The following is a 13,212-nucleotide window of genomic DNA, read 5'->3' as shown; positions in this document are numbered from 1 at the left end:
GGCCGCCTATTGCCCCCTGCTCGTCGCAATCACTTCCCGCAGGTACGCGACGACCTCCGGGCTGTCCCATGTGGCCTCGCCGAGCTTGCGCCCCAGTTCCCGGCCCTGGCGGTCCAGCAGCAAGGTGGCCGGCAGGCCGAATGCGCCGAGGCTCGAAATAGCGCTGGCACTCTCGTCGATATAGATTCCCAGGTGCTGGATACCGACCTCCTTATAAAAGTCGCGTACTACCTGTAGCCCATCCAGGTCGATGGACAGGGCCAGCACCTGAAAATCGGGGCCACCCAGTTGCGCCTGCAGCCGATCCAGGGTCGGCATTTCCTTACGGCAAGGGACGCACCAGGTGGCCCAGAGATTGAGCAGCACCACCTTGCCCTTGAAGTCGGCCAAGGTATGCGGCTTGCCTTCGCCATCGACGAACTGGACTTCCGGCACTGGCCTTGGCTCGGGCCAGATCGTCAAGCCGGCACGGGTATTGGTCTCGGTAGCCTGGCCGGCGGACAGCAGGGCGAGGACCAGGAGCCCGGCGATCGCCAGTCTCCACGTCCAGACTAAGGCGATCCGCCCAGGGCCGCCTCTAGGCGTTGGGTACCGGGGTGGGCTGATGCCGATTGGCTTCACTGGGGTTACCTCCGTCAAACCCGAGGCCCTCGCTGGAGCGGGCCCCTCGGGTCTGCTGTAGTAATCCTAGTCCACGGCATTCAAGGGCGACCGTTGTGCCGGCTGGAACCACCAGCCCCAGGGTCTTCGTCGGGATGGTTGCGCCTCGCCCGTCGTCTGTGACGAGCAAACCGGACGGCGTAATCGCCTAGACTGTGGTCGTGGAGATTAACCAACCGCAGGGCGATAACCCCAGCCACGGTACAATATCCCACGTCGCTAAACGCCGCAGGGGCGCAGTGCTCGTCGATCTGTGGCTGGAAGGGCGAGAACCACCAACCTATTTTCAAGACTTCGAGTTGGCATCTGGAAAGACCTTCGAGGGCGTCGCAATAGGAGGTGAAGAATGCGCCAGTGGCTACTTCCTGTGCTCACTGCGCTGCTACTCGCCGGTTGCGGTGAGCAGGGCTGGCAGACCAAGGACATCACGGGCTTCATGCCAGCGCTTGAGTTCAACTTGACGGATGAGAACGGGCGCCTGGTGAGCGCCAAGGACTACCTCGGCAAGCCCACCCTGCTGTTCTTCGGGTTCACGCACTGCCCTGATGTTTGCCCAACGACGCTCGCCTATCTCGCGGCAGTTTCCAAACAGCTGGATGGCAAGGCGCGGGAGGACCTGCAGGTCTTGTTCGTCTCGGTCGATCCGGTACGAGATGATCCGCAGACGCTGCGCCACTTCACCGACACTTTCGGACCGCAATTTATCGGGCTCACCGGTGACAAGGCCGCACTCGATGCGCTGACCCGGCGCTACTACAGCCTCTACGAATCCGGAGCCAAGGACGAAGCAGGCAATTATGCCGTGATGCACTCCAGTGCTGTGTACGCGTTCAATCGCAATGGCGAGGCGCGGTTCCTGTTCCACGGTGGCGATCCGATGGACCCGGTGATTGCGGATCTGCGCCACCTTTCCAAAGATGACTAGCTGTGGCCGTATTACGCACGGAAACCTAAGCTCTTTTCTCCCTGATCTCGACATGCCCTCGGCTAGAGCGGGTTAGATCAACCGTTTTGCTATCGCTTTGGGCGGATATTCTGCTGACCGCGGCGCTCGAAAGGTGAGTGCATGCATCGGCTCCTGTCGTGGCCCGGCAGATTCACGGCTATGGTGAGTTTTCATCCGTGTAATGCCCCTCGTTGCGCCGCCTTCGGGCTGGCTTCGCGAATGAATTCGCCACAGGTACTGCTTCCCCGGGCCAGCATCAACAGCCCGGCCAGCAGCATCGCTGCGCCGGCCACCCACAGCGCCGGCTGCAGTCCGCCGCTGAAGTGGCTGCTGAGCGCGGCGAGCAGCGGCCCGGTCAACTGCCCGAGGGCGAAGCCGGCGGTGAGCAGGCCGACATTGCGCTGCTGGCCGTGCGGGTCGATCTCGCGGGCATGCTGCATGACCAACTGCATGCCGGCGAGGAAGGGCCCGCCGCACAGCAGCACCCCCAGTGCCAGACCGGCCATCCCCGGCAGCAGGCAGGCCAGCATGCCCAGGGCCTGTAGCCATAGCGCGCCGATCAGCCAGCGCCCGGTGCCGCCGGGCGTCTGCCGGCGCAGGCTGACCAGCACCACGCCGAGCGTCGCCGCCAGGCCGTAGCAGGGCCAGAACAGGTCGGCCTGCCACTGGCCGTGGAAACGCGCGGCGGCCATCTGCGCCAGGAAGGTGGCGGGAATGATGTAACCCAAACCCACCAGGCTGTAGGCCGCCAGCAGCGGATACAGCGCGCGCGGGCGGCGGCTCGGGGTGACGGGCAGGGCGCCGCTCGGCTCGACGGGGCGGGGCAGCAGCGGGTGGGCGATCAGGCTGAGCAGCAGGGCGGTGAGGCCGTAGAGCAGCCAGAGTGCGGCGGAGTCCTGCTGGTGCTGGTTCATGCCCAGGGCCATCAGCCCGGTGACCAGCACGCCGAGGCTCGGCCCGGTGAAGATCAGCCCGCCGAGGCGCGGCTTGCCGGCCTGCACCGCCAGCTGCTGGCTGACGCCGGTGACCACCACCAACACCCAGGCGCTGGCCACGCCGGCGCCGAAGCGCAGCCCGACATGCGCCCAGAAACCCTGCACCCAGGCCGACGCCAGAGTGATCAGCACGCAGGCCCACAGACCGCCGAACAGCCGGCGCCGGGCCTGGGCGGCGGAGCTGGCATACAGCGCCTCCAGCGCGCCGAGCAGGTAGCCGAGGTAGTTAGCGGCGGCCACCAGGCCGGCGCCGGTGAGGCTGACCTGGCCTTCGGCGATCAGGTGCGGCAGTTGCGGGGTGAGGGCGAAACGGCCTACGCCCATGGCGACGAACAGCGCCAGCACACTGGCGAAAATCCTAACGAGCGGGGACATGCGGCCTCTCCGGAGTCGATCATCGGAAAGGCAGGTTAGGGCTTTGCTTTGTTCTGTAAAAACGAATAATAAAGAACAACTTGTTCAGTATTTGAGAATGGAGACAGCCATGGAGCTGAGCCAGCTGCGCATCTTCCAGGCGGTCGCCGAGGAAGGTTCCATCGCCAAGGCGGCGGTGCGCATGAGCCGCGTGCCGTCGAACCTGTCCACCCGCCTGCGCCAGCTGGAAGAGAGCCTCGGCGTCGAGCTGTTCCTGCGCGAGCGCCAACGCCTGCAGTTGTCCGCCGCCGGCAAGGTGCTGCAGAGCTATGCCGAGCGCCTGTTCGCCCTGCAGGCCGAGGCCGAGGCGGCGCTGAAGGGCGGCGAGCCGGCCGGGGATTTCACCATCGGCTCGATGTACAGCACCGCGGCCATCCATTTGCCGGCCATGCTGGCGTGTTATCACCGAGCTTACCCGGCGGTGAACCTGCAGGTGCAGACCCAACCCAGCGGCGAGCTGGTGGAAGGCCTGATCGGCGGGCGCCTGGATGCCGCGTTGATCGACGGGCCGATGGAGTACGCCGAGCTGGACGGTCTGCCGTTGTTCGAGGAGGAGCTGGTGCTGATCACCGCGGCCGGGCACGGGCCGGTAGCCTCGGCTGCGGACGTGGCCGGTGAGTCGGTGTACACCTTCCGCCCGCGCTGCTCCTACCGGCGCCGGCTGGAGGCCTGGTTCGCCGCCTCGCGCGTGGCGATGGGGCAGATCATGGAGATCGAGTCCTACCACAGCATGCTTGCCTGCGTGGTTGCCGGCGGCGGTGTGGCGCTGGTGCCGAGTTCCATGCTGGCCAGTCTGCCGGGCCGCGAAAGCGTGGATGCCCACGCGCTGGCGGCGCCGTTTGATCGCACCACCACCTGGCTGATGTGGCGCAAGGGCATGCTCGGCGCCAACCTGCGCGCCTGGATCGAGTTGCAGCAGGGCCGCCTTCAGGCGCCCTGAAAGCTCTGCCGCCAGGCCGAGGGCGACACCCCGAAGGCTTTGCCGAAGTGGTGCCGCAGCGACACCGGGGAGCCGAAGCCGGCCAGCCCGGCGATCTGTTCGACGCTCTGGCCGGTGGTTTCCAGCAGGCGCTGGCTCAGGGCCAGGCGCTCGGCCAGCAGCCAGTCGCCGACCGTGCTGCCGGTGAGTTGGCGGAAGTGGCGGGTGAAGGTACGCCGGCTCATCAGTGCGCGCTGGGCCAGGCTATCGAGGTTGTGCTCCTGGTCCAGGTTGGCCCGCACCCAGTCGAGCAGGGCGCTCAGGCGGTCGTCGCGGGCGTTGGCCGGCAGCGGTTGTTCGATGAACTGCGCCTGGCCGCCCTGGCGATGGGGCGGTACCACCAGACGTCGGGCCACGCGGTTGGCCATCTCGGCGCCACAGTGCCGGCGCAGCAGGTGCAGGCAGCAGTCGATGCCGGCGGCGGTGCCGGCCGAGGTCAGCAGGCCGCCGTCCTCCAGGTAGAGCACATCGGGGTCCACCGCAATCTGTGGATAGCGCTGGGCGAAATCCTGTGCCCAGGCCCAGTGGGTGGTGGCCCTGAGGCCATTCAGCAGCCCGGCCTCGGCCAGCACATAGGAGCCCAGGCACAGCCCTACCAGCTGGGCGCCACGGCGGTGGGCGGCCACCAGGGCATCCAGCAGTGGCTGGGGCGGTCGCTCGGCGGGGTCACGCCAGCTCGGCACTATGATGGTGGCGGCACTTTCCAGGGCCTCCAGGCCATGGCTGACGGCGATGCTGAAACCCGCGGTAGTGCGCAGCGGCCCGCTTTCGGCGGCGCACACGCGCAACTCGAAGGGCGACGTGTTGGGGCGGAACTCGCCGAACACCAGGCAGGGTACCGAGAGGTGGAAGGGGCTGATCTGGTCGAAGGCGACCACCGCGACGACATGCTCCGGCATGCTGGGCTCCGGTTTCGGGGTTGGCCCGATATTAGCGGAATCTGGCATCCGGGCCACTCACGGGTAACGGCACCCGTGGCGAAGAATGCGCTCCACAGACAACCCGCCAAGGAGTTCCAGCATGTCCCAGTCCCCCAAACGCGCCCTGATCGTGATCGACGTGCAGAACGAGTACGTCACCGGCAACCTGCTGATCGAATACCCAGACGTGAACCAGTCCCTGGCCAATATCGCCAGGGCCATGGACGCCGCCACCGCCGCCGGCATCCCAGTGGTACTGGTGCAGCACCTGGCGCCGGAGACCTCGCCCATCTTCGCCCGCGGCAGTCAGGGCGCCGAGCTGCACCCGCTGGTGGCCGGCCGGCCCCACGATCTGCTGGTGGAGAAGAACCTGGCCAGCGCCCTGACCGGTACCGGCCTCGGCCAGTGGCTGCGGGAGCGGCAGATCGACACCCTCAGCGTGGTTGGCTACATGACCCACAACTGCGACGACTCCACCGCGCGCCAGGCCCGGCACGAGGGCTGGAACGTCGAGCTGCTGCACGATGCCGCCGGCTCTGTGTCCTACGCCAACAAGCTGGGTTCGGCCACGGCCGAGGAGATCCACAAGGTCTTTACCCTGGTGATGCACACGGGCTTCGCCGCGGTGGTCAGTACCGAGGAGTGGCTGAGCGCGGTCCAGACCGGCGAGACGCTGCAAGCGGACAATATCTACCTGTCCAACCAGCGGGCGGTAAAGGCGCGGTAGGCATTGTCCACAGAAGGGTCCGGATCGGTGGTGCGGGCAACCGTTCGGCGGCTTGATCCAGATCAACAGGGATTTTTCGCGGCGGCATATTCTGGAACCTGCCCGGAGCAACTAAGCTCCTGACTAGGGTGGTCCAAGAAGCACGGGCCACCCGACCATCTTTCCCGGAAAGGGGGTGCAGCATGAAACACCGACTTAACGAGTGGTTGAGGCAATTGGGTGTAGCGCTGGGCCTGAGCGAAACGCCACGTCTTCAGCCCGTTCCGATTCGCAGTGACGAACAGCGTCGCCTGGCCGAGCAGCGTCGCCGCCACTGAGCTACGCGCCTAATCGTGGGCTCTGAACCAGCTGTCGATCAGCTGGTTCAGGCGTGCTCCGGAAAAGCTCGGGAAATGCCCGCCATGTACGGTGTGCACCGGTAGTTTGCGCAGCCGCGCCAGGCTTTTCGCGTAATCCGCCAGATTCGAGTGATAGGCATCCTCCACCAGCGGGCCGTCATAGATGATGTCGCCGCTGAATAGGGTGGCGGTCTTGCTTTCCCACAAACTGATGCCGCCCGGCGAATGCCCGGGGGTATGCAGCACTTCCAGTACCCGATCACCCAGGTCCAGCACCTCGCCTTCCTCGATCAACCGCGTCGCCGGCGCCGCCTTGACGCGGTATTCGGCGTAGCACAGCGGGCAATCCGGGTGCGCCTCGAACATCTGCTCGCCGATGCACAGCGCGGCCAGGGTGCTGCTGTTGGTCGGTGCGGCGAGGATGTCCGCCTCGGCCGGATGCACCAGGCGCTCGCTGAACTCATGATGGCCGCCGATATGATCGAAGTGGGTGTGGCTGGCCACCGCCAGCAGCGGCCGCGCGGTCAGCCACGGCAGCTGCTCGCGCAGGCTGACCAGACCGGAACCGGAGTCGAGCAGCAGGTCGCGGTCGCGGCCCTGGATGTGCCACATGTTGCAGCGGTAGAAGGGTCGCACGTAGGGCTCGTGGATCAGGCTGATGCCGTCGTGACGCTGCTCGACGGCGAACCACTGGTCGCGGCTGACGATTCTCATCTGGTCCTCCACTGTGGCGGGTTACGCCGCTGCGCGGCTAACCCACCCTACGTGTGCTGGCGGCTGAAACGAGCGTAGGTTGGGTTGAGAAGCGCAGCGCCGATACCCAACATCAAACGGCTCCAACTGGCCTGTTGCGTTGGCTAGCGCTGCGCTCAACCCAACCTACGTGAGCGGGCGGTGGATTGGAACCAGCGTTGGCCGACGCGCAGCAGATCCGAGACAGGTTCTAAGCCGTAAGCACGACGGCCCTGTCCACATGATTGATGGTAGCGAGGATCTGCTCCGGCTCAGCCAGCGCGGGCGCCATGGTCCAGCGCTGGTAGGCATCGTTGCCGATGCGCAGAATGCCGGAATGGTTCGCTTTATTGCCGTCGACCAGCGGGTCGGGACTGTAGAAGCCGAGGCTAAAGCGCAGTCGCTCGATGTCGGCGGGCGCGCCGGTCAAGAACCACCAGCCGGGCTCGATGTGGTGCCTCTCGACGTACTCCTTGAGGATCTGCGGCGTATCCAGTTCGGGCTGCAGGCTGATCGAGTACATGAACACGTCGCGTCCCACGCGTTCGCCCAACAGTTGCTGCACCAGCCGCAGGTTGGCCGTCGCGGTCGGGCAAATCCCGGTGCACGAGGTGTACATCATGTTGATGGCGACCACCTTGCCGCGGATCAGCTCATCGTAGAACCTGACCGCCTGGCCTTCGTGGGTATACAGCGGCGTGTTCGGGAAGTAGCCGCCGTCCGCAGCGCCGCTACGGGCGCGCTGCGGTTCTTCGCCGGCCCCGTACCAAGCGGCCACGCCGAGCGCGGCGGCGCCCATGCCGACTAAGAGATTTCTGCGAGTGTTCATCTGCAATCCTCCTGACCTGTGAGCGTTGCTGCCGCCTCACTTAGCCGCTGCCGCTGCTACCTCCGCCGCCGGGGCCTGGGTTGCCGCTTTGCGCCACGATGTCAAAGCGCACCATCATCGCGTGATCCTCGTGGATCAGGTTGTGGCAGTGCATGACGTACTTGCCGAGGAAGTCGCGGAAGCGAATGAACACCCGCAGGGTCTCATCCTCGCCGAGCAAGAAGACGTCCTTGCGGCCTCGCTCGTGCAGCGGCACCGCCACGTTTCTCCCCTCCCGGGTCTTGCTGAGGATGCGCCCCTCCTCGAAGTGGATATGGATCGGGTGTTGCCAGCCGTCGTCGTCATTGATCAGTACCCACACCTCGGCGGCGCCTTGGGGGATCTGGGCGCGCGCGGATTGCACGTTGAACAGCCTGTCGTTAATCACCCACACCCCGCGGTCGTGGTCGAAATCCCAGCGGCGCACTCGCGCGGCGGCGATTTCGGCGAGACTGAGTGGCGGCAGCGGGCGCAGCGCAGCCGGTACCTGGCTCAGGTCCTGCACCGGCGGGAAGCGGTCGACGATGAACTTGAGGATGCGCGGGCCATTACTGCCGATGCCAGTGCCATCGGGTCCGCGGGTGCTGTCCTGACGGAGCCGGTTGATCAGATAGAGTTCGGTACCGATCGGGTAGCGGGAAAAGTCCACCACTATGTCGGCGCGCTCCGCCACGGAAAAGCTGACCAGGGTCTGGTTCAGCAGCGGCGCCGGCAACAGGTTGCCGTCGTTGGCGATGTAGGTGAAGGTCTGCCGCACATTGCTCGGCGTCACCAGGGACAGGCCATAGAAACGGCTGGGCCCGACATTGAGCAGGCGGAAGCGGTACTTGCGCGCCGCCACCTTGAGTACCGGCTCGATCTTGCCGTTGACCACCACCTTGTCGCCGAGCACCCCGTCGGGGTTGAACTGGTCATAGAACAGGATGCCGTTGGCATCGAAGCGTTTATCCGCAAAGCTCAACGGGTAGTCGTAGGGGTGGCTCGGCAGCCGCAGGGCGCCGGGGATTGGATCACGCTCGTTACCCGGGTCAAGCGGGTCGAAAATAAAGTAGAAGCCGAACAAACCGCGCACCAGGTTCGGCGCGGTGAAGTCCATGGTGTGGTCGTGATACCACAGCGTGCCCAGGGCCTCGTTCGGGTCGCCGATGTGGTTTTGCAGCTGGTCGTAACCGGCATAGATGTTCGGGTAGAAGTGGTCTTTGAATTCTCCAGGCGCAGTCAGGGTCGGGCCGGCCTTGTTCGCGCTGTAGAAGTCGCCTGGGAAACCATCGCTCTCCGACGGCGTATGCAAGTTGTGCAGGTGGGTGGAGATCTCGGGCGTGCCGAAACCGACATGATTCTGCGGCAGCTGGTTGCGTATGCGGCAGAGGATCGGCCGGCCATAGCGGGCGAAGATCGTCGGGCCCGGGCTGGTCGCACCCGGCGTGGTGCCTTCGTAACCCCAGATCGGTTGCGGCGGATAGGCCGGGTTGAACACCCAGTCGGGCTGTTCCTTGGCCTTCAGCTCGTACAAGAGCGGCGCTACGCCGAGCGCACTGATCAGCTCGTCATAGCGTTGGTGCGGGGCGCGCCCCGCTTCACCGCCTGCAATATTCGGCGCCACGGTGGGGGCGGGGGTCAGGGCGGCGAGCGCTGGCAGCGGGGTGATCGCGGTGGGCAGCTCTTCCTGCCACGGAGTCGTGGGCGGGCTCGGGGGGAATACCGGGGGCTCTGGATCATCATCGGCGCCGGCGCGGCGCCCGTTCAGGAGTAGCGGCGTCAGCATGGCGGCAGCGCCGAGCTTAAGGAACGTGCGGCGCGCCTCGACATCGGTTGAGTCTGGCGGATTCGGCAGTTGACCTTTTCTGTGCCTCAAGCCTGTAGCTTTCATGGCGGTTCTTCTCTCAGGCGGTTTGCTCCTCGCTGACTACCGTCCCGCACCTGGTATGGCGGCACAGCTCCGTGTTCGAACCAGGAACTCGGCGACCGGGCATTGGGATGACGCCCGCAGCCGAACTCCCCTGAATCGCTTTCGCGTATCAGCGCTCAGTCGTAAAGGGGCTGTGCGTTGACGACAACGGACAAACGGTCGGTATGGAGTTGCCGGAAAGAGGCCCGCTGATGGGCCGGGAAAGCGCCGGTTGGTGGAGGCTCCATCATGTGAGTGCGTTGCTCACCGTCCATGATTTTCTCCGTCCTTGTGTTGGCTCTGGCATGGGGTGCAGCACCCTCGCCTGTGCATCCCAACGCCCCGCAAAACGTCAAACTCCTCTGTTGAATTGAGATGTATTGCTAAGAGTGTCAATAGCTAGTTTAAATCGGAATTGTTCTTGATAAGTATGCAAATAGCTGTTCTGCAAGGGGTTTTATAGACCGTTATGGCGCATTGATATCGACTGTTAAGCCTGTGAGCTATGGCAGGTACGCCGCTGCTGACACGGAGGCTGGGTTGAGGCGCGAAGCGCCGATCCCAACGTGCCGCGGCTGCGGTGCTTCAGGCTCGCCAATAGCCGCGGTGGCGTTGGCTATCGCTGCGCTCGACCCCGCCTCGGTGAGCGGGCGGTGGGTTGGAATGACCGTTGGCGGCGGTGCCGTTGCAGGCGCAGAACACTGCACCGCCGGTGGCGAACCGGCGGCGCGGGCGGCCCACTGGTCGCCGCCCTAGGCCAGTTCGTGGCCGCGCTTGGCTTGCGCCAGGGTACCGCTCTGCAGCCACGCCTGCCGCGCTACCCCCGTCGCCCGTCGCCCTAAGCCCTGTGCACCCTGGATCTGTCCACATGATTGATGGTGGCGAGGATCTGCTTGGGCGTGGCCAGTGCGGGCGCCATGGTCCAGCGCTCATAGGCGTCGTTGCCGATGCGCAGCATGCCGGAGTGGCTGGCCTTGTTGCCGTCGACCAGCGGGTCGGGGTCGTAGAAGCCGAGGCTGTAGCGCAATTGCTCGATGTCGGCGGGCGCACCGGTCAAGAACAACCAGCCCGGCTCGATATGGTGCAGCGCGACGTATTCCTTGAGGCTCTGCGGCGTGTCCAACTCGGGCTGCAGGGTGATCGAGTACATGAAGACGTCGCGCCCCAGGCGTTCGCCCAACAGTTGCTGCACCAGCCGCAGGTTGGCCGTCGCGGTCGGGCAAATCCCGGTGCACGAGGCATACATCATGTTGATGGCGACCACCTTGTCGCGGACCAGGTCGTCGTAGAAGCGCACCGCCTGGCCTTCGTGGGTATAGAGCGGCGTGTTCGGCAGGCGACCGCCAGCGGCGGCGCTGCGAAGGCGTTGCGGTGCTTCGCCGGCCTCGTGCCAGGCGGCCCAGCCGAGCGCGGCGGCGCCGAGGGCGCCGATGCCGGCCAATAGATTTCTGCGAGTGTTCATCTGCATTCCTCCAAGCTCATGAGCGTCGTTGTCGCGCAGCGTTCAGTCGTCGTCATCGTCATCGTCCACGTCCACGTCCACGTCCACGTCCACGTCCACATCGACGTCATCGTTCACGTCCTCGCCCACGTCCTCCTCGCCCTCGCCCACGATGTCCCAACGCACCATCATCGCGTGGTCCTCGTGGATCACGTTGTGGCAGTGCATGACGTATTTGCCCTTGAAATCGCGGAAGCGAAAGAGCACCCGCATGGTCATGGTCTGCTCCAGCACGAAAACGTCCTTGCGGCCGCGCTCGTGCAGCGGCACCGGCACCTCGATCTCATCGATGGTCTTGCTGAGCATGCGACCTTCCTCGAAGTGGCTGTGGATGGGATGAGTCCAGCCGCCGCCGTCATCCACGAACTCCCAGACCTCGGCGCTGCCTTGCTTGACCTTGGCCCGCGGGTTGTCCACGTCGACCAGCTGCCCGTTGACCACCCACAGGCCATTCTTGCGATCGAACTCCCAGCGCCGCACCGGCAATGCCGCGATGTCGGCGGGCAGATCCGGCAAGTCCCGCAGCTTGTCCGGCACCTCGCTCATGTCCGGCTCAGGCGGGTCGCGATCGACGATGAACTTGAGCACGCGGGTGCCTGGCGCCTTGACGTCCTTGGGGCCACGGGTGCTGTCCTGGCGGATCCGGTTGACCAGGTAGAGCTCGGTGCCGATCGGGTAGTTGGCAAAGTCCACCACTATGTCGCCGCGCTCGGCCACGCCAAGCCGCACCTTGGTCTGATCGCGCAGCGTTTCCGGCAACAGGTTGCCGTCGTTGGCGATGTAGTCGAAGCGCTGCACCGCATTGTTCCCCGTGACCAGATAGAACTCATACATGCGGCTGGTGCCGCTGTTGAGCAGGCGCAGGCGGTACTTGCGCCTGGCGACTGGCAACACCGGCTCGACCTTGCCGTTGACCACCACCTTGTCGCCCAGCACGCCCTCGGCATGCAGCTGGTCGAAGAACAGCTGGCCGCCCGGCTGCGGGGTGAAGCGCCGGTCGCCGAAGGCCAGCGGGTAGTCGTAGGGATGGCTCGGCAGGTGCAGCGCGCCCGGGTTCGGATCGCGCTCGTCGCCCGAGTCGAGCTCGTCGAACAGCAGGTAAAAGCCGACCAGGCCGCGGTAGACGTTTGGCGCGGTGAAATCCAGGGTGTGGTCATGGAAGAACAGCGTGCCCAGGGCCTCGTTCGGATCGCCGAGGGGCGTTTTCTGCTCGTCGTAGCCGGCATAGATGTTGGGGTAGAAGTGGTCCTTGAATCCCCCGGGCGCAGTCAGGGTCGGCCCGGCATGAGTCGGGCTGTAGAAGTCGCCGGGGAAGCCGTCGCTCTCCGACGGCGTATGCAGATTGTGCAGGTGGGTGGAGATCTCGGGGCTGCCGAAGCCGACGTGATCCGGCGGCAGTTTGTTGTGGATGCGGCAGAGGATAGGCGTGCCGTAGCGGGCGAAGATGGTGGCGGGCACGGTGGCGTCCGGCGGTGTAGCGGGCACGCCCGCGTCGGGCGTGGCTCTGCGGTAGGCCCAGACGGTCTGCAAGGGCAGGTCCGGATGGGTCACCCAGGCGGGATTCTCCACGGCCTCCAACTCATAGAGCTGCGGCGCGCCGAACCTTGTGGTGAGCTCGGCGTAACGCTGGTGCGGGTCTCGCCCGGCTTCGCCGCCGGCTATATTCGCCTCCACAGTGGGACTCGGGGTTAGCGGGGTTATTAGTGGGTCGAGCGGCACGATCGGCACGATCTGCCTGGGCAGTTCCTCCAGCCAGGGCGTGGTGGTCGGGCTGGGGGGAAAGATCGGCTGGGGTGTGGTGACCCACTCCACGGCAGCGCTGTTGCGCGCTCTCAGGAGCAGCGGCGCTGCCATGGCCGCGGCGGACAATTTGAGAAATGAGCGTCTGGCTTCGCCCTCGGCTGAATCCTTAAAACGCTTCGACCTAGCTTTCCAAGCCTTGCTTTTCATGGGGCATACCTACCCCCCGGCTGCCAATTGGGCGCTCCCACCTCACATGAATGCTTGGTCCATGGAGGTTGTTCTCCCCAGCGCTAGCTTGACGCTGACAGTCCTGCGGCGCGTTCTTCGCTGCCGCTCAAAACGTCAATGACGGTAAGACTAAAGCCCAAGTCTCAGGGGGCGTAAATTGCCTTATGGCAGAAAGCCAGCCCTTTCGTCGGATTCAATCGAGAGACAAGCGCCGCAACCCATGGCCGGCGCGCGGGGCTTGTAGGTACCTAGGTTGGGTTGAGCGCAGCGATA

Annotated in this window: 12 protein-coding genes; 4 read left to right on the top strand and 8 right to left on the bottom strand. The window is 65.2% G+C overall.

What is annotated here, in order from left to right; translation table 11 throughout:
* Nucleotides 1–6: 6 nt before the first annotated feature.
* Nucleotides 7–435, bottom strand: a complete 429-nt coding sequence (locus D3880_RS15295; RefSeq protein ID WP_218567578.1) for a TlpA family protein disulfide reductase — start codon at nt 433–435, stop codon at nt 7–9.
* Between the two features lie 571 nt (nt 436–1,006).
* Between D3880_RS15295 and D3880_RS15290 the strand changes: the two genes are divergently transcribed.
* Nucleotides 1,007–1,585: an SCO family protein gene (locus D3880_RS15290; RefSeq protein WP_119894294.1), complete on the top strand. Its 579-nt coding sequence runs from the start codon at nt 1,007–1,009 to the stop codon at nt 1,583–1,585.
* A 191-nt stretch (nt 1,586–1,776) separates the two neighbouring features.
* On the opposite strand, the gene D3880_RS15285 is transcribed toward D3880_RS15290, so the two are convergent.
* Nucleotides 1,777–2,976: an MFS transporter gene (locus tag D3880_RS15285; protein WP_119894293.1), complete on the bottom strand. Its 1,200-nt coding sequence runs from the start codon at nt 2,974–2,976 to the stop codon at nt 1,777–1,779.
* Nucleotides 2,977–3,085: 109 nt separating this feature from the next.
* Between D3880_RS15285 and ptrR the strand changes: the two genes are divergently transcribed.
* Nucleotides 3,086–3,955, top strand: coding sequence for a putrescine utilization regulator PtrR (ptrR, locus tag D3880_RS15280; RefSeq protein WP_119894292.1), 870 nt, complete (start codon nt 3,086–3,088; stop codon nt 3,953–3,955).
* Here ptrR and D3880_RS15275 read toward each other — a convergent pair.
* Nucleotides 3,943–4,893 carry a helix-turn-helix domain-containing protein gene (locus D3880_RS15275; protein ID WP_119894291.1) on the bottom strand — a complete coding sequence of 317 codons (951 nt, stop codon included), beginning with the start codon at nt 4,891–4,893 and terminating at the stop codon, nt 3,943–3,945. The genes ptrR and D3880_RS15275 overlap by 13 nt on opposite strands.
* A gap of 121 nt (nt 4,894–5,014) precedes the next feature.
* Here D3880_RS15275 and D3880_RS15270 point away from each other — a divergent pair, with 121 nt between their 5' ends.
* Together D3880_RS15270 and D3880_RS23260 are read left to right on the top strand one after the other, a co-directional pair.
* Complete coding sequence (locus tag D3880_RS15270) at nt 5,015–5,641, top strand: cysteine hydrolase family protein (RefSeq protein WP_119894290.1); 627 nt, start codon at nt 5,015–5,017, stop codon at nt 5,639–5,641.
* A 182-nt stretch (nt 5,642–5,823) separates the two neighbouring features.
* A complete protein-coding gene (locus D3880_RS23260; protein WP_338014426.1) occupies nt 5,824–5,958 on the top strand; it encodes a PA1414 family protein in 135 nt (44 codons plus the stop codon).
* Between the two features lie 9 nt (nt 5,959–5,967).
* Here the strand turns inward: D3880_RS23260 and D3880_RS15265 are convergent, their stop codons facing one another.
* The 5 genes from D3880_RS15265 to D3880_RS15245 form a co-directional block, all read right to left on the bottom strand.
* The gene (locus tag D3880_RS15265; RefSeq protein ID WP_119894289.1) at nt 5,968–6,693 is read right to left on the bottom strand and encodes an MBL fold metallo-hydrolase; all 726 of its coding nucleotides are present in this window, start codon (nt 6,691–6,693) and stop codon (nt 5,968–5,970) included.
* A gap of 229 nt (nt 6,694–6,922) precedes the next feature.
* Nucleotides 6,923–7,540 carry an SCO family protein gene (locus D3880_RS15260; RefSeq protein ID WP_119894288.1) on the bottom strand — a complete coding sequence of 206 codons (618 nt, stop codon included), beginning with the start codon at nt 7,538–7,540 and terminating at the stop codon, nt 6,923–6,925.
* Nucleotides 7,541–7,580: 40 nt separating this feature from the next.
* Nucleotides 7,581–9,344: a multicopper oxidase family protein gene (locus D3880_RS15255; RefSeq protein WP_238474358.1), complete on the bottom strand. Its 1,764-nt coding sequence runs from the start codon at nt 9,342–9,344 to the stop codon at nt 7,581–7,583.
* 961 nt (nt 9,345–10,305) lie between these two features.
* A complete protein-coding gene (locus D3880_RS15250; RefSeq protein ID WP_119895750.1) occupies nt 10,306–10,929 on the bottom strand; it encodes an SCO family protein in 624 nt (207 codons plus the stop codon).
* A 42-nt stretch (nt 10,930–10,971) separates the two neighbouring features.
* A complete protein-coding gene (locus tag D3880_RS15245) occupies nt 10,972–12,780 on the bottom strand; it encodes a multicopper oxidase family protein (protein WP_338014425.1) in 1,809 nt (602 codons plus the stop codon).
* Nucleotides 12,781–13,212: the final 432 nt, after the last annotated feature.

It is taken from the genome of Pseudomonas cavernae (genome assembly GCF_003595175.1).
GTDB lineage: Bacteria > Pseudomonadota > Gammaproteobacteria > Pseudomonadales > Pseudomonadaceae > Aquipseudomonas > Aquipseudomonas cavernae.
Note: the sequence above shows the minus strand (reverse complement) of the source record. Positions and strands in the feature narration are given on the sequence as shown.